16 protein-coding genes are annotated in these 18,345 nt (G+C 61.7%); 6 read left to right on the top strand and 10 right to left on the bottom strand.

Annotated elements, in window-relative coordinates; translation table 11 throughout:
* Positions 1-34: 34 nt before the first annotated feature.
* Positions 35-1,018: an MBL fold metallo-hydrolase gene (locus HKK53_RS08690; protein WP_169370479.1), complete on the bottom strand. Its 984-nt coding sequence runs from the start codon at positions 1,016-1,018 to the stop codon at positions 35-37.
* 275 nt (positions 1,019-1,293) lie between these two features.
* Here HKK53_RS08690 and HKK53_RS08695 point away from each other — a divergent pair, with 275 nt between their 5' ends.
* On the top strand, positions 1,294-1,713 hold the full coding sequence (locus tag HKK53_RS08695; RefSeq protein WP_178117447.1) for a helix-turn-helix domain-containing protein: 420 nt from the start codon (positions 1,294-1,296) through the stop codon (positions 1,711-1,713).
* A 74-nt stretch (positions 1,714-1,787) separates the two neighbouring features.
* Here HKK53_RS08695 and HKK53_RS08700 read toward each other — a convergent pair whose 3' ends face one another.
* On the bottom strand, positions 1,788-2,612 hold the full coding sequence (locus HKK53_RS08700) for an alpha/beta fold hydrolase (protein WP_169370480.1): 825 nt from the start codon (positions 2,610-2,612) through the stop codon (positions 1,788-1,790).
* Between the two features lie 27 nt (positions 2,613-2,639).
* Positions 2,640-3,215 carry a flavodoxin family protein gene (locus HKK53_RS08705; RefSeq protein ID WP_169370481.1) on the bottom strand — a complete coding sequence of 192 codons (576 nt, stop codon included), beginning with the start codon at positions 3,213-3,215 and terminating at the stop codon, positions 2,640-2,642.
* 319 nt (positions 3,216-3,534) lie between these two features.
* Here HKK53_RS08705 and HKK53_RS08710 point away from each other — a divergent pair, with 319 nt between their 5' ends.
* Positions 3,535-6,318, top strand: a complete 2,784-nt coding sequence (locus HKK53_RS08710) for an ATP-binding protein (protein WP_169370482.1) — start codon at positions 3,535-3,537, stop codon at positions 6,316-6,318.
* On the opposite strand, the gene HKK53_RS08715 is transcribed toward HKK53_RS08710, so the two are convergent.
* Both HKK53_RS08715 and HKK53_RS08720 read right to left on the bottom strand, forming a co-directional pair.
* Entirely contained in the window at positions 6,283-7,743 is a 1,461-nt protein-coding gene (locus HKK53_RS08715) for an ATP-binding protein (RefSeq protein ID WP_169370483.1), read from the bottom strand. The genes HKK53_RS08710 and HKK53_RS08715 overlap by 36 nt on opposite strands.
* Positions 7,744-7,929: 186 nt before the next feature.
* Positions 7,930-8,880, bottom strand: a complete 951-nt coding sequence (locus tag HKK53_RS08720) for a GlxA family transcriptional regulator (RefSeq protein WP_169370484.1) — start codon at positions 8,878-8,880, stop codon at positions 7,930-7,932.
* 241 nt (positions 8,881-9,121) lie between these two features.
* Here HKK53_RS08720 and HKK53_RS08725 point away from each other — a divergent pair, with 241 nt between their 5' ends.
* Positions 9,122-9,844, top strand: a complete 723-nt coding sequence (locus HKK53_RS08725) for a pirin family protein (protein ID WP_169370485.1) — start codon at positions 9,122-9,124, stop codon at positions 9,842-9,844.
* A gap of 168 nt (positions 9,845-10,012) precedes the next feature.
* On the opposite strand, the gene HKK53_RS08730 is transcribed toward HKK53_RS08725, so the two are convergent.
* Positions 10,013-10,888, bottom strand: a complete 876-nt coding sequence (locus HKK53_RS08730; RefSeq protein WP_169370486.1) for a LysR family transcriptional regulator — start codon at positions 10,886-10,888, stop codon at positions 10,013-10,015.
* Between the two features lie 113 nt (positions 10,889-11,001).
* Here HKK53_RS08730 and HKK53_RS08735 point away from each other — a divergent pair, with 113 nt between their 5' ends.
* On the top strand, positions 11,002-12,219 hold the full coding sequence (locus HKK53_RS08735; RefSeq protein ID WP_169370487.1) for a YbfB/YjiJ family MFS transporter: 1,218 nt from the start codon (positions 11,002-11,004) through the stop codon (positions 12,217-12,219).
* Positions 12,220-12,318: 99 nt separating this feature from the next.
* Entirely contained in the window at positions 12,319-13,320 is a 1,002-nt protein-coding gene (locus tag HKK53_RS08740; RefSeq protein ID WP_169370488.1) for an NAD(P)H-quinone oxidoreductase, read from the top strand.
* Here HKK53_RS08740 and deoC read toward each other — a convergent pair.
* The gene (gene deoC, locus HKK53_RS08745) at positions 13,314-13,997 is read right to left on the bottom strand and encodes a deoxyribose-phosphate aldolase (protein ID WP_169370489.1); all 684 of its coding nucleotides are present in this window, start codon (positions 13,995-13,997) and stop codon (positions 13,314-13,316) included. The genes HKK53_RS08740 and deoC overlap by 7 nt on opposite strands.
* 127 nt (positions 13,998-14,124) lie before the next feature.
* Here deoC and deoR point away from each other — a divergent pair, with 127 nt between their 5' ends.
* On the top strand, positions 14,125-14,889 hold the full coding sequence (gene deoR / locus HKK53_RS08750) for a DNA-binding transcriptional repressor DeoR (protein WP_169370490.1): 765 nt from the start codon (positions 14,125-14,127) through the stop codon (positions 14,887-14,889).
* Here the strand turns inward: deoR and HKK53_RS08755 are convergent.
* From HKK53_RS08755 to rbsK, 3 genes are read right to left on the bottom strand one after another with little or no spacing between them, the layout of a single operon-like run.
* Positions 14,882-15,940, bottom strand: a complete 1,059-nt coding sequence (locus HKK53_RS08755) for an aldose 1-epimerase family protein (RefSeq protein ID WP_169370491.1) — start codon at positions 15,938-15,940, stop codon at positions 14,882-14,884. The genes deoR and HKK53_RS08755 overlap by 8 nt on opposite strands.
* On the bottom strand, positions 15,937-17,268 hold the full coding sequence (gene fucP, locus HKK53_RS08760; RefSeq protein WP_169370492.1) for an L-fucose:H+ symporter permease: 1,332 nt from the start codon (positions 17,266-17,268) through the stop codon (positions 15,937-15,939). The genes HKK53_RS08755 and fucP overlap by 4 nt, the downstream gene beginning before the upstream one ends.
* A gap of 42 nt (positions 17,269-17,310) precedes the next feature.
* Positions 17,311-18,237 carry a ribokinase gene (gene rbsK / locus HKK53_RS08765; RefSeq protein ID WP_169370493.1) on the bottom strand — a complete coding sequence of 309 codons (927 nt, stop codon included), beginning with the start codon at positions 18,235-18,237 and terminating at the stop codon, positions 17,311-17,313.
* Positions 18,238-18,345: the final 108 nt, after the last annotated feature.

Consider the following 18,345-nt stretch of genomic DNA (forward strand, 5'->3'; position numbering starts at 1 on the left):
TTTGGGTTGTCAGCCAGGCACGGTCTGTCGAACTCTACTCGATCAACGGCACTTTCGCCGCTCGTTTGTACGGCCCGTACTCCACCGGCACCCACTGGAAATGCTTGCCCTCGGCGGCGATATGACCAATGCCCGGGAACGGCAAGTGCGCGGCGGTGACCCAGGTTTTGCTGATCGCAGCATCGGTGAAGACCTTGTTGCGGCTCTCGATCGCCTGCTGACTGTTGACGTCAAAACCGATCGACACTTCGGGATGGAGAAATTGCACCGCCAGGTTATGCACCAGGTCACCCATGAACAGAATGCTCTGGCCCTGGGAAGTAAAACGATAGGTGGTGCTGCCCGGCGTGTGCCCGGCCTCTAGCGTGGCCTGGACACCCGGCACCGGCGACTGACCGGCGTCGAAGGTCTTGAAGCGGCCCGCCGCGACGTACGGCGCGGTCGAATCCTGGGCGATTTTGAAGTACGGCTTGGCCCCTTCCGGCGCCTTGGCGATGGCCTGTGGATCGAGCCAGTAATCGGCTTCGGCCTTGGCGGCGTAGACCGTGGCGTTGGCGAAAACCGGTTTTTGCTCGGCGTCGACCAGACCGCAGACGTGATCCAGGTGCAGGTGGGTCAGCAGGATGGCGTCAACCTGGTCCGGCTGATAACCGGCGGCTTTCATGTTGTCCGAGAGCATACCGGCCGTGGCACCGATGCACTGCCCTGCCCCGGTATCGACCAGGATCAAATGCTTGCCGGTGTTGACCAGAAACGCGTTGAACGCGGTTTGCACCCCCGGTGTTTCAATCGAGCGCCGGGCCAGCAGTGCACGGATCTGGCTCTGGGTCAGGCCCTTGAGCAGTTTCGGCGACAGGTCGTTGTAGCCGTCGAACAGCGCCGTCACTTCGTAATCCCCCACCGCCAACCGGTAGTAACCGGGCACCTGCGTGCCGACCTGCGCCGGTGCCGCTGCCATCGAAATCCCGGACGCCAGCGCAACCGCCAGGCCCAGTGTGCCAACCACAGAATGCTTCATGCCTTCACCTTTGATCTGAGAAAAGCGGCCATCCCCGGCCGCGCCATACGTCATTCATTTTGACCTGCCCTGCCCCTGCGCACTTGCAGCGATGTGCTGAGTTAGCGCGGTTTCTTCGCCGCGAACCGGGCAAGGAATTAACAACGTTTAACTCGCCTGCCAACGCCCCGCGGCCAAGAATGAAGCCCACTGCACACAGCTGTTTTCTGCATAAGGGAAGGTGCTGATCCACCGTGCAGTGCGCCCGCGCATTCCCACCGACACGGATATTTGTCATGGCCCATGTTCAGCATCACGCCGTCAGGGCGTCCGCCACGTCGCCGCAAAAAACCAGCACCGGCGGCCTCGCCCCCTGGCGCGAAAACCTGGTCAAGCAACTGATTCTCGAACGCCTGAGCGACAGCCTGGAAGTGACCGAACTGGCTCGCGCCTGTGCGTTGTCGCGCAGTCATTTTTCCCGGGCGTTCAAGTGCAGCACCGGCTTGTCGCCACAGGACTGGATTCGTGGCCAGCGCATTGCCAAAGCCAAGCAACTGATCCGCGACACCGACCTGACCCTGACGCAGATTAGTCTGGAATGCGGATTTTGCGATCAGGCGCATTTTTGCCACATCTTCACCCGCAGCGAAGGGATCAATCCGTTTGCATGGCGGTGCAAGGTGCTGCGCGGCCCTGCCTTCAACGCTTTTTTGTAGGAGCCAAGCTTGCTCGCGATGGCGATCTCAGGAACGCCAACGCGGGCAAGCTTGGCTCCTACAAAAGCCCGAAATCAGGCTTTGAGGAACGCCAACAGGTCTTCGTTGAGCTGATCCTTATGGGTATCGGTCAAACCATGCGGCGCGCCCGGATACACCTTCAGCGTCGAGCCTTTGACCAACCGGGCCGAAGCAATCCCCGCCGCTTCAATCGGCACCACCTGATCCGCATCGCCATGCACCACCAGGGTTGGCACGTCGAACTTCTTCAAGTCCTCGGTGAAGTCGGTTTCCGAGAACGCCTTGATGCAGTCATAAGCGTTCTTGTGGCCAGAGCTCATGCCCTGCAGCCAGAACCAGTCGATCATGCCCTGGGAAGACTTGGCACCCGGTTTGTTGAAGCCGAAGAACGGACCGGCGGCGAGGTCCTTGTACAGCTGCGAACGGTCGACCAGGGAGGCCTGACGAATCCCGTCAAACACTTCCAGAGGCAGACCGCCGGGGTTGGCTTGGGTCTTGAGCATCAACGGCGGCACCGAAGAAATCAGCCCCGCTTTCGCCACCCGGCCCGTGCCGTGACGACCGATGTAACGTGCCACTTCACCGCCGCCAGTGGAGAAGCCGAACAGCACCACATCTTTCAGGTCCAGCCGTTCGATCAATTGCGCCAGGTCGTCAGCGTAGTGATCCATGTCATTGCCGTCCCACGGCTGGCTCGAGCGGCCATGACCCCGGCGATCATGGGCGATGACCCGATAGCCCTTGGACGCCAGGAAGATCATCTGCGATTCCCAGCTGTCGGCATTCAACGGCCAGCCGTGGCTGAAGACGATGGGCTGACCGCTGCCCCAGTCCTTGTAGTAGATCTCGGTGCCGTCGCGGGTGGTGAATGTGCTCATGTGGCGTGCTCCTTTTTTTGGGATTTATCAAAGCGGTGAGTGATGCAGGCGCTCGGCCAGGCGTGCGATGCGCTCGCCCAGGTGCGCGGCGGTGCTGCGATCTTCGGCGGGTGGCGCGTCGTCGGGGGACTGTTCGACATTCGACTGGGCCATGGCGCCGAGCGAACTGCCGAGGCGATTGAGTTGGCCGTCGAACAGACCGGTGCTGCTGCGTGCCGGCAACAGGTCGAGGCCGACCCAGATCATCGAATGCTGGGCGGCGAACACTGCCATCTGCAGCAAGGTGTTGAGCTTGTCGCCGCACAGGCAGCCGGAATTGGTGAACCCGGCGGCAAGTTTGTCGCGCCACGGTTGGGCCAGGTAGAAGGCGGAAGTGGCTTCCATGAACCCCTTGAAGGACGCCGAGGCGCTGCCCATGTAGGTCGGGGCGCCGAAGATGATCGCGTCGGCCCGGTGCAGGCGCTCCCATTGCGTGTCCACGTCCTCCACGGCAATCAGCCGGCAGGTACTGCCCAAGTGCCGTTCCACGCCCTGGGCCACGGCCTCGGCCATGACCCGGGTGTGCCCGTAGCCACTGTGATAGACCACCACCACATCGCTCATCCCGGCATTCTCCAGAAGTGTCCATTCCCTTTACAACGCGAAGACAGAGGTCTTCGTTGGACTTGAAGCGCTAGAGTTTTGGGCGTAGACCTGACTCGCGACGAGTTAAACGTTGTTAATTTTCAAAATCGCGCCCAGCGCCGCGCCGCCCTGTTTGTCACACTCACGGCCAATAAATACGCAGTGACCAACGACAGCGGGAACGTGCCAGTCGCAGCGAACACCTGACAGTCAGTCGCGCCCTCATTGCGCTGCCGGACAATCCTGAGGAATATGCTCGAAAACCGCGTACTAGACGGATGCAAGCAGGAGTGAGCCGTTGACCCTTTCCCCCGAACAGGCCGTGCAGTTCGGCCCTTACCGGATCTATCCCGGACAACGCCTGATCCTGGAAGGCGACCAGCCTTTGCGCCTGAGTCGGCGCGCCATGGACATTCTGTTGATCCTGCTGGAACACGCCGGGAATGTGGTCAGCAAGCAGCAATTGATCGCCCAGGTCTGGCCCAAAAGCGTGGTCGAAGACATCAATTTGCGCGTGCACATGGCGGCGCTGCGCAAGGCCTTGGGCGACGGTCAGGCCGGCCAGCGTTACATCGTCACCGTGGCCCAGCGGGGTTACAGTTTTGTCGCGCCGTTTTCCCTGGAGCCCATCGCGCAACGTCCCGATGCGCTCGAACCACAACGGCATAACCTGCCGGTGCCCCGCACCCGCCTGATCGGGCGCCAGCATCTGGTGGACAGCGTGGTCACGCACCTGGCCCGCCAGCGTTTTATCACCCTGGTCGGCCCCGGCGGTATCGGCAAGACCACCGTGGCCCTGCGGGTGGCCGAGCAACTGATCGGTCACTACCGCGACGGCATTCGCCTGCTGGACCTCGCCCCGCTGAATGACCCGGCGATGATCAGCGCGCACCTGGCGACCCTGCTGGACCTGGCCCTGCACGATAACGAGCCGATGAACGGCCTGGCGACCTGTCTGCGCGAGCGGCAGATGCTGCTGGTGATCGACAATTGCGAACACCTGATTGATGCGATTGCGCTGCTCTGCGAAAGCATCCTGCGCAGTGCGCCACAGGTGCATATCCTCGCCACCAGTCGCGAGAGCCTGCGGGCCGAAGGCGAGTATGTGCAGCGCCTGGAATCCCTGGACTGCCCGCCGCCGATCGCGGTGCTGGATCGCGCCCAGGCCCTGAGTTTTTCCGCGCTGCAATTGTTCGTCGAGCGAGCGATGGCCAGCCACGACAGTTTCGAATTGAGCGATACGGAGCTGCCGCTGGCGATTGAAATCTGCCAGCGCCTGGACGGCATTCCGTTGGCCATCGAACTGGCGGCGGCGCAAGTCGCTCACCTCGGCATCAGTGGTTTGCACACGCAACTGCAAGGCAGTTTTCGCCTGCTGACCCAAGGCAGTCAGGTGACGCTGGGCCGTCATCAAACCCTGCGCGCGACCCTGGACTGGAGCTTCGAATTGCTCAGTGCCTGCGAGCAAACCTGCCTGCGCCGCTTGGGTATATTCCGCGGCAGTTTCACCCTGGAATCCGCGGCGGCAGTGATCATCGGGGAGCACATCGAACCCGGCGTGGTATTTGCCTCGATCACGCAACTGGTGGCCAAGTCGTTGCTGAACGTGGAGGTTGGCGACGAGGACGTGTTCTATCGCCTGCTCGACACCACCCGCAGCTATGCCCTGGAAAAACTGCATCTGGCCGGCGAATTGTCGGACACCCGGCACCGCCATGGCGAGCGCTGCCTGGCCTTGATGGACCAGGCCCAGAACGACTGGGAGAAAACCCCAACGCACCTGTGGATCGAGCGCTACACCCGGAGCCTGGAAGACATTCGCGCCGCCCTCGAATGGGGCTTGCACGCCAACGGGCCGCAGACGCTGGCGATCCGCCTCACCGCCACGTCGATGCCGCTGTGGCAGGAACTGTCGCTGCTCAAGGAACATGGTGTGTACGTGCGCCGGGCCCTGGCATTGCTCGATGCCGCCGGCGAGCCCTGCCCTCGCCTGACCATCGCCCTCAAGCTCGCACTCGGCAGCTCCTGTTACCACGCCCAGGGTGGCACCGCCGAAACCGTCGACGCCTTCGTCAGCGCCCGGACCCTGGCCGAACGCTGCGACGATGTCGCCGGTCAGTTGCGGGCGGTGTCCGGGCACATGGCGGTCAATCTCTGTAGCGGCAACTACCAGATGGCCCTGGAGCAAAGCCGTCAATTCGATCAATTGGGGTTACAGGGCGACCCGCTGTTGTCACTCAGCACACACCGCTTGCAGGTGCTGGCCTTGCACTTTTCCGGGGATCAGCCACAGGCGCGGTACAACGCCGAACAGGTCATCCAGCGCATGGCCCAGAGCGGCCACCTCAACCGCTTCACCCACGGGTTTGGCGTGCAGTACGACCAGAGCGTTGCCGCCCTGACCATTCTGGCGCGCATCCTCTGGCTGCAAGGCCACCCGGACCAAGCCTGGCGCACCGCGCGCCAGGCGCTGGACATTGCGCTACAGATCAATCACGGCACGTCGATCTGCTACACCCTGGCGCTGGCCGGTTGCGTGATCGCCCAGTACAACGGCGACCAAGCCACCGCCCGCGACCTCCTGCGTCTGTTGCTGGAGCAGGCGCAAAAGCATTCGGTGCTGCTGTTTTACAACTGGGCGCGGCAGTACGCGCGGGTGATCGATGGCGCCGAAGGGCCTGCGCAATCGAGTGCCGGGCTGGTGAAAGAAATCATGCTGACGCTCGACGGTGGCGGTGTCGATGAGGGACTGCTGGCGCGGGCGGAAAGTGGCGCGGCGGGTTGGAGCACGGCGGAGATTCTTCGCGCCCGGGGCGATGCGCTGCTCGACGACCAGCGCCCGGACGAGGCCGAAGCCGTGCTGCTGAAAGCCCTGGCGGTGGCGAAGGCTCAGGGCGCATTGGCCTGGGAGTTGCGCAGCGCTACCTCACTGGCGCAGCTGTGGCAGCGTCAGGGTCATTGCCGGCAAGCCTATGAGCTGTTGGCGCCGATCTATGGCCGGTTCACTGAAGGTTTTGCCACGCCGGACCTGACGAAAGTACGGCAGTTACTCGATCAGCTCGGCGGGCAACTGCACACCTGAGATCCAGCGCGCCCGGCTGTTGTAGTGCGCGTGGCTCAATTCGAGCGCCGGCAAGTGGCCGCTGGTTTCAAGTTTCTCCAGGGCATAGCAGCGTGTGGTGTTGAGGAAGCGATAACGCGCTGTGCCGTTGACCTGCTCGACCGACAGCAGCGATTTGCCCGCCAGGCGTTCGACCATGGCCAACAGGTGCATGGGCGGCAACACCGCGCAACTGATCACGCCAATCGCCGCGTCGAGGGTGAAGGCCATTTTGAACACCGCCAGATGCTGCAACACCATTTGCTCCAGCGGGCTCAGGCGTTCGTAGCTCCAGTCCAGCGCGGCCTTGAGGGTTTGATGGCGCGGCACGGCGGTGCGTCGACCCTGGGTCAGCAGTTGGAAGCAGTTATCCAGTTGTGCTTGCAGACCCACCAGCGCCAGCGCGTCGATCTGCGCGGCGGCCAGTTCGATCGCCAGGGGCAAACCGTCGAGTCGGCGACAGATGTCGCGCACGGCTTTGAGGTCTTGTTCGCGCAAGGTGAAACCTTGCTGCCGGGCGCGGGCGCGGCTGACAAACAGCTGCACCGCCGAATAGCCCATCGCCTCGGACACGCTGTACAACGCCGAGGCCGGCGGCACCATCAACGGCGGCACACGCAACACGGTTTCGCCCTGAGCCTGAAGCGGTTCGCGGCTGGTGGCCAGGATCGACAGGCGTGGCGCGGTGGTGAGCAGATCGTCGATCAAGGTGCGGCAGCGTTCGAGCACATGCTCGCAGTTATCGAGCACCAACAAGGCGTGCAGTGAAGTCAGGCCAGCGTCGGCATGCAAGGTGTTCATCAGGTGATTGAAGACTTGCGACGGATCATCGACGGCCGACAGGTCAACCATCCAGACGCCGTCACGGTAGTGCTGCAACAGCAACTCTGCCACGCGCAACGCCACGGTGGTCTTGCCGATGCCGGCCGGGCCGATCAGGGTCATGAAGCGTCGAACCGGCAACTGCCGAACGACGCTGCCGACAATCGAATCGCGGCCGGTGATCGGGGTCAGCCGCGCCGGCAGGTTGTGCTGGGGCTTGTGTGCGCTGTCGATGAAGACTGGCGTGCCGCGCTGCACCGGGGCGATAAAACTGTAGCCGCGCTGGGGAATGTTGACGATGTAGCGCTGGCCGTTCTGGCCATCGCCCAAAGCCCGGCGCAACGCCGCAATGTGTACGCGCAAGTTGATCTCTTCCACCACCGAAGTCGGCCAGACCCGGGCGATCAATTCGTCCTTGCTGACCACGTGGCCGGCGCGCTCGACCAGCACTTGCAAAATGTCCAGCGCCCGCCCGCCCATGCGCAACGGCCGATCCCCTTCCAGGATCAGCCGTTGGCTCATGTGAAACGCGTAGGGGCCGAATCGCAGCACCGCATCGCTGGTTAAATCTGTAAGGCTGTTCATGCACGTTCAGGTGCTGAAAACCGGGTCGGGCTCAAGGTACTGCAAATTCCGTAGCGCACGTCCAACCAGGCTCCCGCATCTCCATCGCAAAGAGTTCACCGGTATCTTGGCAGGCATCGATGACCGCACAACGACCGCGCGGGGCGCGACACGGACATCACGGTGCGCAATACAGACACGGAGGCTCTAGCTGAACTGTTCGCGGTACTGCGCGGGGGTCAAACCGAGTTTTTCACTGAACAGAAACCGCATGTGCCGCACGCTGCCGAAGCCGCTTTTGTAGGCCACGGTCTTGAGCGGTGCATCGCTGGTTTCCAGCAGTTGCCGGGCATGGTCGATGCGCGCACTTTGCAGGAACTCCATGGGCGTCATGTTCACCTCGCGGGCAAACAGCCGGGCGAAGTGTCGCGAACTCATGTTCGCCAGGCCCGCCATGCGCTCGATGCTGAAGGCTTCGTCGAGGTGTTCGAGCACGTAGTTCTGCACGCGGGTGATGGGCGTTTCCTGGGGGGCGACCGTGGCCAGCAAGGGACTGAACTGCGCCTGCCCGCCCTGGCGTTTCATCACCACCAGCAGCACTTTGGCCACGTCCTGGGCGACTTTTTTGCTGTGGTCCTGGGCGACCACCGCCAACGCCAGGTCGATGCCGGCAGTGACGCCGCCTGAGGTAATCAGGTTGCGGTCCTCGACGTAGATTTGATCGGTCTCGACCATCGCCTTCGGAAAGCCTTTGATCAACCGTTCGGTGTAGTGCCAATGGGTGGTGACGCGATAGCCGTCAAGCAACCCGGCATGCCCGAGCACGAAGGCGCCGGTGCAGATCGAGCCGTAGCGCTCGGCGCGGGTGACGGCGCCCCGCAGCCACGTCAGCAAGTGTTGCGGTTTGTCGTTATAGGCACCGGGGCCGCCGGGGATCAGCAACAGGTCGTAGTGTTCGCTGGCCTGATCGATGTGCAGATCGGCCTGGACATTAACGCCGTTGGACGCGCGCAACGGACCGTGCTCGGTGCCGATCATCGACAACACGTAGTGATCGTCCGGTGGCAGATAACGGTTGGCGATGGAAAACACCTCCATCGGCCCGGCCATGTCGAGCAGCAGAAAGTTGGGGAACAGCACCATTGCCACGGTTTTCATGGGTTCAACATCATCAAAGTCATAAAAAGAGAATATTCCCGCTGCCTGTTAACAGGATTTGTGTGGTGTGCATTATGGCCAAGTGTGGCGATTGTGTCGGATGAGAATACGTGACCCCGCCCACAAAACTGTCAACCTGAGCGAGACAGTATTTCAATTTCCATCTACTTATTGCATCCACCAGTAACCATTAACCTTCTCCTCACTCGGACGAATTCACGTCCTGACAGGAGATTTCATCATGCTGACCCTTCGCAAAGCCTCGGATCGCGGCGCAGCCAATCACGGTTGGTTGAAGTCCTTCCACACCTTTTCCTTCGCCAACTATCGCAACCCGAAAGAGCAGGGTTTTTCCGACCTGTTGGTGATCAACGATGACCGCGTGGCGGCCGGCAAAGGCTTTGGCCAGCACCCGCACCGCGACATGGAGATTTTCTCCTATGTGCTCGAAGGTGCCCTGGAACACAAGGACACCCTGGGCACCGGTTCGGTGATCCGCCCCGGCGATGTGCAATTGATGAGCGCCGGCAGCGGCGTGGCGCACAGCGAGTACAACCACTCGGCGACCCGTGGCGTGCACTTCCTGCAAATCTGGATCGTGCCTGAGGTCAGCGGCGCCAAACCGCGTTATCAGCAAGAGCACTTCAGCACCCAGAAAAAACGTGGACGCCTGGCACTGATCATCTCCCCGGACGGGGCCAAGGGTTCGCTGTCGGTGCGCCAGGATGCGCGGGTGTATGCCGGGCTGTTCGACGGCAAGGAAAGCGCCACGCTGGAATTGGCGGCTAACCGGTATGCCTACGTGCATGTGGCGCGCGGCAGTGTTGAACTCAATGGCGTGCCATTGCAGGAAGGCGATGGTGTGCGGGTTCGCGAGGAGCAGGTGCTGAGCTTGAGCAACGGCGTGGATGCCGAAGTGTTGGTGTTTGATTTGCGGCCGCAGGAATTGCCGGAAATGCCGTAACAGCAACATGCCCCCGTAGCAGCTGTCGAGCCCCAGCGAGGCTGCGTCCGACGGCGAAGCCGTCGTAAAATCAGCCATCGCGGTGTTTCAGGTAAACCGAGGTGGCCGGATTGACGACGGCTTCGCCGTCGGACGCAGCCTCGCCGGGGCTCGACAGCTGCTACGGGGTTATTCGCCTGTACCGGAAAACCCGGCGACGATTTCATCAATCACCGCCCTCACCCGCGCCGTATGCCGCAGATCCGCATGGGTCACCAGCCACACGTCATAGGGCACCGGGCGCGTACGTTCCGGCCACAACCGCACCAGCCCGTCCCGCTCGCCCATGTACACCGGAATCTCGCCAACCCCGATCCCCGCGGCGATGGATCGACGCACCAACAACCCGGACCCCAGGCTCGACACTATCCGCCCGCGCGTCAGCGGTTCCGACACCAGCGTCATCTCCTTGTTGCCCGCCAGATACGGCTGATACACCACCACATCATGCCCTGCAAACGCCGAACCCGGTTCGGGCACGCCATGGGCGTCCACATAGCCTTGGGAGGCAAACAGCCCCACCGGCCAGCGCGCAATGCGTCGGGCGATCAGGTCGGGGTTGTCCGGCCGGGCGTTGCGCACCGCGATATCGGCTTCGCGCTTGGCCAGGCTGATCATCTGCGTGGACGCGTCCAATTGCACCTGCACGTCAGGGTGTTGTTCGTGCAACCGGGCAATCGCCGGGATCAGGAAATCGATGGCCAATGAATCGGTAGTACTGACGCGCACGGTGCCCGTCAGCCGATCATCCAGGCCCTGGATTTGCCGCTGCAACTCCAACGCCGACACCTCCATTTTTTCCACGGCCTGCAACGCCGCTTCGCCCACCGCCGTCAGCGCGTAACCTTCGGAGGTACGCAGGAACAACGTCGCGCTCAACGACTTTTCCAACGCCGTGACCCGCCGCCCGACCGTGGCCTGATCGACCCCCAGCACCCGCGCCGCGCCCCTGAGCGTCGATTCCCGGCAAACCGCCAGAAACACCCGCGCATCATCCCAATTCATACGATTTCCCTGCCACTGCATATTCGCATCACTGTAGCGCGAAATCGCTGCATTACTGCATCAATAAACCTCGATAGGCTGGAGGCCAGAGATAACCTCACAGGAACGTTCTCATGCACAGCACATCCACCACCCCGCCCAGCGCCATCTGGCTGCCGATCTTCGCCGGCCTCTGCGCCAGCCTGGTCAGCATCGGCCTGGCGCGTTTTGCCTACACACCGTTGATTCCATCGTTGATCCAGGCCCAATGGTTTTCCGCCAATGACGTGGTGTACCTCGGGGCCGCCAACCTCGTCGGTTACCTGATCGGCGCGTTGATCGGTCATCCCCTAGCCCGACGGGTGGGCAACAGCACCGCCCTGCGCCTGATGATGCTCGCGGTGACGCTGTCGTTTTTTGCCTGTGGCTTTCCATTGTCGGTGAGCTGGTTCTTCGGCTGGCGCCTGCTGTCGGGGGTTGCCGGTGGCGCGATCATGGTGTTGGTGGCGGCGACCGTGTTGCCCCATGTGCCGGTGTCCCGTCGAGGCTTGGCCAGTGGCGCGATTTTCCTCGGTATCGGTTTGGGCATTGCCGGTTCAGGGACGATTGTGCCGCCGCTGCTGAGCCTGGGTTTGCAGAACACCTGGTTCGGCCTCGGCTTGCTGGCGCTGGTGTTGACCGCCGCGAGCTGGTTTGGCTGGCCGACCACTCAACACGCTGCACCGGTGAACAGCGACAGCGTGAAATCGCCCACCCCGCCAGGCCTTTATCTACTGTTCGCGCAATATGCCTTCATGGCGGCGGGCCTGGTGCCAGCGATGGTGTTCCTGGTGGACTTCGTCGCTCGCGGCCTCGGCGCCGGAGCGCATGTGGGTGCGCTGATCTGGGTCATGTATGGCCTGGGGGCGATTGTCGGGCCGGTGAGCTATGGTTTTCTCGCCGACAAACTCGGCGCACGGTTGAGCATTCGGATTGTGCTGGTGGTGCAGGCGATTGCGTTGGCGTCGCTGGCGGTTTCCAGTTCATTCCTGGCCCTGGCGTTGCTGGCGGTGATCCTCGGTTCGTTCCCGCCGGGCATCGTGCCGCTGGCGTTGGCCCGGGTGCATGAACTGGTGCCCAATCACCATCAACAGCAAATGGCCTGGAGCCGTGCCACGGTGTCGTTTGCCACGTTCCAGGCCCTGACCGGGTTTGCCTATTCGGCGATATTCAATGCCAGCGGCGGGCATCACGCGTTGTTGTTTGTGATTGCCTGCGGGGCCATTGTGGTTGCATTGGTTTTGGAGTTGGCAATGCGTTTGACCAAGATCAAAAAATCGCAAGCTCCTACATTGAACTGCAATCCCATGTAGGAGTGTGTAGCTGTCGAGTGAAACGAGGCTGCGATCTTTTGATCTTCAGCAACCACATACGGTCCCATTTATTAATCCATTCACCACAGGAACCCGAACATGACCCTGCCCCAAACCATGACCCTGATCGAAATCACCCAACCCGGCGGCCCCGAGGTCCTGCAACCGAAGGACGTGTCCATGCCCACGGTTGCCGCCGGTGAAGTGCTGATCCGCGTCCACGCCGCCGGGGTAAATCGCCCGGACGTGATCCAGCGCGCCGGCAAGTACCCGATGAAACCCGGCATGAGCCCGATTCCCGGCCTGGAAGTGGCGGGTGAAGTGGTGGCGATCGGCAAAGGGGTCAGTGAGTTTGTGCTGGGCGACAAGGTCTGCGCCCTGACCAACGGCGGCGGCTACGCGCAATATTGCGTCGCCCCGGCCAGCCAGACGTTGCCCATCCCCGATGACATGGACTGGATTCAAGCCGCCGCCATCCCGGAAACCTTCTTCACGGTCTGGGCCAACCTGTTTGAAATGGGCGGCGCCAGCAAAGGCCAGCGCGCCTTGATCCACGGCGGCACCAGCGGCATCGGCACCACTGCGCTGATGCTCTGCCGCGAGTTTGGCGTCGAGGCATTCGCCACCGCTGGCAGCGAGGAAAAATGCGAGGCGATCCGTAAACTCGGGGCCAAGGCGATCAACTATCGCGACCAGGATTTCGCCCAGGTCATCGCCGAAAAAACCGCCGGCAAAGGGGTGAATGTGATCCTCGACATCATGGGCGGCTCGTACTTCAACAACAACGTTGCCGCCCTGGCCATGGAAGGTCGGCTGGTGATGCTCGGCTTCCTCGGTGGCGCCCACGCCAAGGACGTCGACCTGCTGGCGATCATGGCCAAACGCGCGATCATCACCGGCTCACTGCTGCGCTCGCGGACCCAGGAAGAAAAAGCCGCCATCGCCCAAGGGTTGTACGAATACGTGTGGCCGGTACTGTCGGCCGGGCGTTGCCTGCCGATGATCGACAAGGTCTACCCGTTTACCGATGCGTCGCAAGCCCATGCGCGGATGGAAGCTGGCGATCACATCGGCAAGATCGTCTTGAAAATGGATCAGTAACCCTCTCCCGCCGACTGCGCGCCACCGATGATCGCGATGCCGGAGCTGCTGCCCAAGCGGGTCGCACCGGCCTCGATCATCGCCAGGGCGGTCGGGTAATCGCGCACGCCGCCCGAGGCCTTGACTCCGATGTCCGCACCCACGGTGCGGCGCATCAGGGCAACGTCTTCGACGGTGGCGCCACTGCGGCTGAAACCGGTGGAGGTCTTGACGAAGGCGACGTTCAGCTCGCGACAGATTTCGCAGGCCTTCACTTTCTCGGCGTCGGTGAGCAGGCAGGTTTCCAGGATGACTTTCAGCGGCACACTGCCGCAGGCCTGTTTGACCTGGGCAATGTCGTCCTGCACCTCGGCGAACAGACCATCCTTCAGCCAGCCGATGTTCAACACCATGTCAATCTCGCCAGCGCCAGCGGCAATCGCCCGCTCGGCTTCGAAGGCCTTGGTGTCACTCAAACCGGCACCCAGCGGAAAGCCAATCACTGCGCAAACCTTGACGCTGTGCCCTGTCAGGCACTGCGAAGCGAGGGGCACTTGCCCGGAATTCACACACACCGAATAGAAGCCATGTTCCGCCGCCTCGCGGCACAGGGTGGCGATTTGTTCGCGGCTGGCGTCCGGCGCCAGCAAGGTGTGATCGATGTACTGCGCCAGTGCCTGGGGTGGGAGATGGGCCATCGCAAAAACTCCTGTTTGTATATTCAAATGCCCCTGCGCCACAATCGAGGATCATTTGCGCAAAAACGTTACAAAACTCACAATTAATGTTACTTAAATAACATCAACAATCAACCCCGGAATGCCTGTGGACAGTAAAAAAGCCGAGCGTCTCAAGCTGATTCAACAAGCCCTGCAAGACCAGAGCGCCATTCACCTGCGCGAAATGGCCGCGTTGCTGGACGTGTCGGAGATGACCCTGCGCCGCGACCTGACCAAGTACACCGACCACCTGCGCCTGCTCGGCGGCTACATCACCAAAATCCACGACGGCAACGAACCCGCCGATTACCGCGTGGCCGAACAGGACACCCGGCATGTCGAAGAGAAACGCCGCATCGGCAAACTCGCCGCGCGGTTTATCCAGCCCGGCGACACGGTGTTTTTCGATTGCGGCACCACCACGCCGTTCGTGGTGGATTTCATCCCCGACGAGCTCGAATTCACCGCCGTGTGCAACTCCCTGAACGTGCTGCTCAAACTGTCGCAAAAGCCCAACTGCCACATCGTGGTTTGCGGCGGCACGTTCCATCGCAAGAACCAGGTGTTCGAGAACCAGACCGAATTCGGCATCCTCGATAGCGTGCGCCTGACCTGGGCCTTTGTCTCCGCCGCCGGGGTCAGCCAGGACTTCGGCGTGACCTGCTTCAACTTCAATGAAGTGGAGGTCAAGCAGAAGGTCCTGCGCCAGGCGCAACAACGGTTGCTGCTGGCCGACCACAGCAAGTTCGACACCGTGCGCACCGCGCATTTCGCCGCCCTTGAGGATTTCCAGTACGTGGTCAGCGACAAGAAAATCCCCAAGGCCTATTGCGATGCGATTGTGGCCAGCGGCGCTCAGTTGATTATCTGATCAAGGCCTGTTGCTCGGCCTTGTTCAGATAACCGGTGGTGACCTTGAACGCCGCCGTCTCCCCCGCCGCCAATGCGCGCACATGGCCCTTGGCGGACTCGGCGCGATAGCCTTCCGGCTCGCAGGTGGCGGGCAAGATGAACGCCGCCACTTGCTGATCGGCGTTGTGCAGAATCCAGCGCGCGGCGTGATCGAACTGGTCGGGGCGATAGCGGGTGTAGAACGCGGCCCCGTCCGGGTGACTCAGCAGGAAATGCGCATCGCCGTTTGCATCGGCGTGCACGCCATCGAAGAAAAATACGATCTCCGGGTCGTAGAGGTCTGGGCGATCCAGGCAACGGAACTGTTCCGGCTCCAGCGCCAACTGCTCCATGTATCGGCTCCAGGCCGGGGTCGGCTTGACGTGGGCCGGCACGCTGCTGCGCAGGCGTACTTTTTCGAATCCCAACGGCTCGATAAACCGCGCGCCCTCGACGTAGGCGTAATTCATGTGGGCCATGTACATCAGGTCCATGGGTTTGCCGGCCAGGTTGGTCACGGTCATAGCAATGTCGAACAAGCCCGAATCGGCACGCAAGGTGACGCTCGGACTGGCCAGATAACGGTCGCCAAAACCCTGGGCGTATTCGTACTCGCCGCCCAATCGCAGGAAGGGTCCGTCGCTGTCTTCGCCGATTTCCAGCCAGGCACGATCCATCGCCGCGCACGGCATCTCGCCGTGCAATGGATGATCGTCTTCGGGTGTCGGGCAACCATTGCGCAACAGGCCGCTGTGGAACATGAAACAGCCGTAGGTGCCGATCACTGTCGGGCTCGGTCTGGGCTGGCTGAACAGGTTGCTCATGGTCAGGTCCCGGCCGTCGAACACCGCGTCCCAGATCATCTGGCCCTGATACGGCAGCACCACCAGTTTTCCGCGACTGTTACTCATTTCCAGCGCCAACACGCCGCTGGGATAAGTGCTGGCGCTGACCTTGAAATGCTCGGATTCCAGCAGCGTCTTCGGCGCTTCACTAAACAGCGCCGGGTAGAGATTGATCCGCGTGCTCATGAAGTCACCGCCGCACCCACCGGTGCACGTTCGCTGGCGGAATGACGCAGGCAACGCACCGCGTAAGCGACAATCACGATGAAGCACAGCAACGGCACGCTATAAGCCAGTTGCATGTTGCCGCCGCTGTAATCGGAGAGCAGGCCCTGGAAGATCGGAATCACCCCGCCACCGACGATGCTCATCACCAGCAGCGAACCGCCGACGCCGGTGTCTTCACCGAGGCCATCGATGGTCAGGCCATAAATGGTCGGCCAGCACGGGCCAAGGAACACGCTCACACCGACCGCCGCATACACCGCGGTGATGTTCGGCACCAGAATGGTGTAGGCCAGCAACACAATGCACAGCACGCCATACACCGCCAACACCTTGGCCGGGTGCAGTTTGCGCATCAGCACGTTGGCGATCAGTTTGCCGATGAAATACGCGGCGAAGGTCGTCAGCAGGAACCACGAGGCGCTGCGCTCGTTCATCCCGCCCAATTGCATGGCCAGGCGAATGGTGAAACTCCACACGCCGACTTGCGCGCCGACGTACAGAAACTGCGCCAGCACACCGAAAGTGAAACGCTTGTTGCCCCACAACCGCGACAAACTCTGACCAAGGCTGGCGGTTTTCTTGCTCGCGGTTTGCACGCCTTTGCACGCGGGGAAACGGGTGATGGCGATCAGGATGAACATCAGCACCAGCACCGCGATCATCCATTTGTACGGCAGCAAGGTGGACTGGATCATTTGCAGCTGCTGGACCGCCGCGTCCGAAGCGCTCATTTGCGTGAGCTGCTCGCGGGTGGCGTCGGTGTCCTTGAACATCACGAAGCTGCCGACATACACCCCGGCCATCGCACCGAACGGGTGAAAGGTCTGGGAGATGTTCAGGCGACGGGTACCGGTTTCCCGTGGGCCCATCAGCGTTGAATAGGTGTTGCACGCGGTTTCAAGAAACGACAGCCCCGCCGCAATCACGAACAGCGCCAACAGGAACATGCCGTACTTGGCCGTCGATGCTGCCGGGAAGAACAACAGGCAGCCCAACATGTAGAGCATCAGGCCGATGAGGATGGTGGTCTTGTAGCTGAAACGCCGAACCACCAGCGCCGCCGGAATCGCCACGAAGAAGTAGCCGAGGTAGAACGCCGACTGCACGAATGCAGTCTGGAAATCGCTGAGCAGAAAGGCTTTCTTGAAATGCGCGATGAGCACGTCGTTCATGCTCGCGGCCGTCGCCCACAGCGCGAAAATGCTGCACAGCAGGATGAAGGCGAACCAGGGCGTGCGGTTCAGGTAGAAACCATCGGGCGTCTGTTGGAGCGGAGGCTTTGTCATTGTTGTTCTCCGGGTAGTTTTAAGGGGTGAATCTGCTCGACGTCAGGCGTCGAATTGGCGCTGGAATTCTGCAAATGCAGGGGCATCCGGGTAGGAGGTCTGGGTGCCCAGCCCCGTGACCGAGCACGCGGAATAGGCCACGGCCTGGGTCATGGCGGCGCGGATATCGCGGTCGCGGCTCCAGTGCCGGATGAAGCAGCCAATGAACGCATCGCCGGCACCGGTGGTGTCACGGGCGTTAACGCGCAGGCCGGGAATCTGGAACTCGCCCTCCTCTCCGACGTACAGCGCACCCTGCTGGCCGAGGGTCACGATCACATGGCGGATGCCGCTGGCGACCAGGGATTTGGCGGCTTTAAGCGCGGACTCAGGCGAGTCGACGGTATGGCCGCTGATCAGCGCCAGTTCGGACTCGTTGGGTATCAGGAAATCCAGTTGGGCCAAGTGTTCACGGCTCAGGCCGGCCAAGGCCGGTGCCGGGTTGAGCAACACCGGGATGTTGTGTTCGCGGCCGAACTCGATGGCGTAGTAAACGGTTTCCACATTGATTTCGAGTTGCAGCACGATCAGCGTGCATTCGCGCAGGGCTGGCGCGGCGGCGTCGATATCGGCCGGGGCGAGATGGGCGTTGGCACCTTTGACGATGAGGATGCTGTTGTGGGAATCGGCCTGGACGAAGATCGGTGCCACGCCGCTGGACACGCCGGGCACACGCTGCACGTAACGGGTGTCGATGCCGAAGCGCTGGAAATTGGCCAGGGTGTTGTCGGCAAACATGTCATCGCCGACCTTGGTCAGCATCAGCACATCAGCCCCCAGCTTGGCCGCTGCCACCGCCTGATTAGCGCCCTTGCCGCCGCAACCGAGGGCAAACCCCGGAGCTTCCAGTGTCTCGCCCTGGGCCGGCATGCGGTCGATGTAGGTGATCAGATCCACCATATTGCTGCCGATGACTGCGATCTTGCTCATTGCTATCCCACCTTGATACGGCTTGCCTGACTGACGTCGGCGCTGTTGTTTTGTTATTTAAATAACATTCGGTGTGATTATTCAATCTTTTTTATTGCGTAGATGAGG

The sequence above is a fragment of the Pseudomonas sp. ADAK7 genome (assembly GCF_012935675.1).
In the GTDB taxonomy this organism is placed as follows: domain Bacteria; phylum Pseudomonadota; class Gammaproteobacteria; order Pseudomonadales; family Pseudomonadaceae; genus Aquipseudomonas.

What these genes read in the sequence shown, in the direction of transcription:
- HKK53_RS08690 (WP_169370479.1), bottom strand. Translation starts at nt 1,018, where the DNA reads ATGAAGCATTCTGTGGTTGGCACACTGGGCCTGGCGGTTGCGCTGGCG.
- HKK53_RS08695 (WP_178117447.1), top strand. Translation starts at nt 1,294, where the DNA reads ATGGCCCATGTTCAGCATCACGCCGTCAGGGCGTCCGCCACGTCGCCG.
- HKK53_RS08700 (WP_169370480.1), bottom strand. Translation starts at nt 2,612, where the DNA reads ATGAGCACATTCACCACCCGCGACGGCACCGAGATCTACTACAAGGAC.
- HKK53_RS08705 (WP_169370481.1), bottom strand. Translation starts at nt 3,215, where the DNA reads ATGAGCGATGTGGTGGTGGTCTATCACAGTGGCTACGGGCACACCCGG.
- HKK53_RS08715 (WP_169370483.1), bottom strand. Translation starts at nt 7,743, where the DNA reads ATGAACAGCCTTACAGATTTAACCAGCGATGCGGTGCTGCGATTCGGC.
- HKK53_RS08720 (WP_169370484.1), bottom strand. Translation starts at nt 8,880, where the DNA reads ATGAAAACCGTGGCAATGGTGCTGTTCCCCAACTTTCTGCTGCTCGAC.
- HKK53_RS08725 (WP_169370485.1), top strand. Translation starts at nt 9,122, where the DNA reads ATGCTGACCCTTCGCAAAGCCTCGGATCGCGGCGCAGCCAATCACGGT.
- HKK53_RS08730 (WP_169370486.1), bottom strand. Translation starts at nt 10,888, where the DNA reads ATGAATTGGGATGATGCGCGGGTGTTTCTGGCGGTTTGCCGGGAATCG.
- HKK53_RS08735 (WP_169370487.1), top strand. Translation starts at nt 11,002, where the DNA reads ATGCACAGCACATCCACCACCCCGCCCAGCGCCATCTGGCTGCCGATC.
- HKK53_RS08740 (WP_169370488.1), top strand. Translation starts at nt 12,319, where the DNA reads ATGACCCTGCCCCAAACCATGACCCTGATCGAAATCACCCAACCCGGC.
- deoC (WP_169370489.1), bottom strand. Translation starts at nt 13,997, where the DNA reads ATGGCCCATCTCCCACCCCAGGCACTGGCGCAGTACATCGATCACACC.
- HKK53_RS08755 (WP_169370491.1), bottom strand. Translation starts at nt 15,940, where the DNA reads ATGAGCACGCGGATCAATCTCTACCCGGCGCTGTTTAGTGAAGCGCCG.
- fucP (WP_169370492.1), bottom strand. Translation starts at nt 17,268, where the DNA reads ATGACAAAGCCTCCGCTCCAACAGACGCCCGATGGTTTCTACCTGAAC.
- rbsK (WP_169370493.1), bottom strand. Translation starts at nt 18,237, where the DNA reads ATGAGCAAGATCGCAGTCATCGGCAGCAATATGGTGGATCTGATCACC.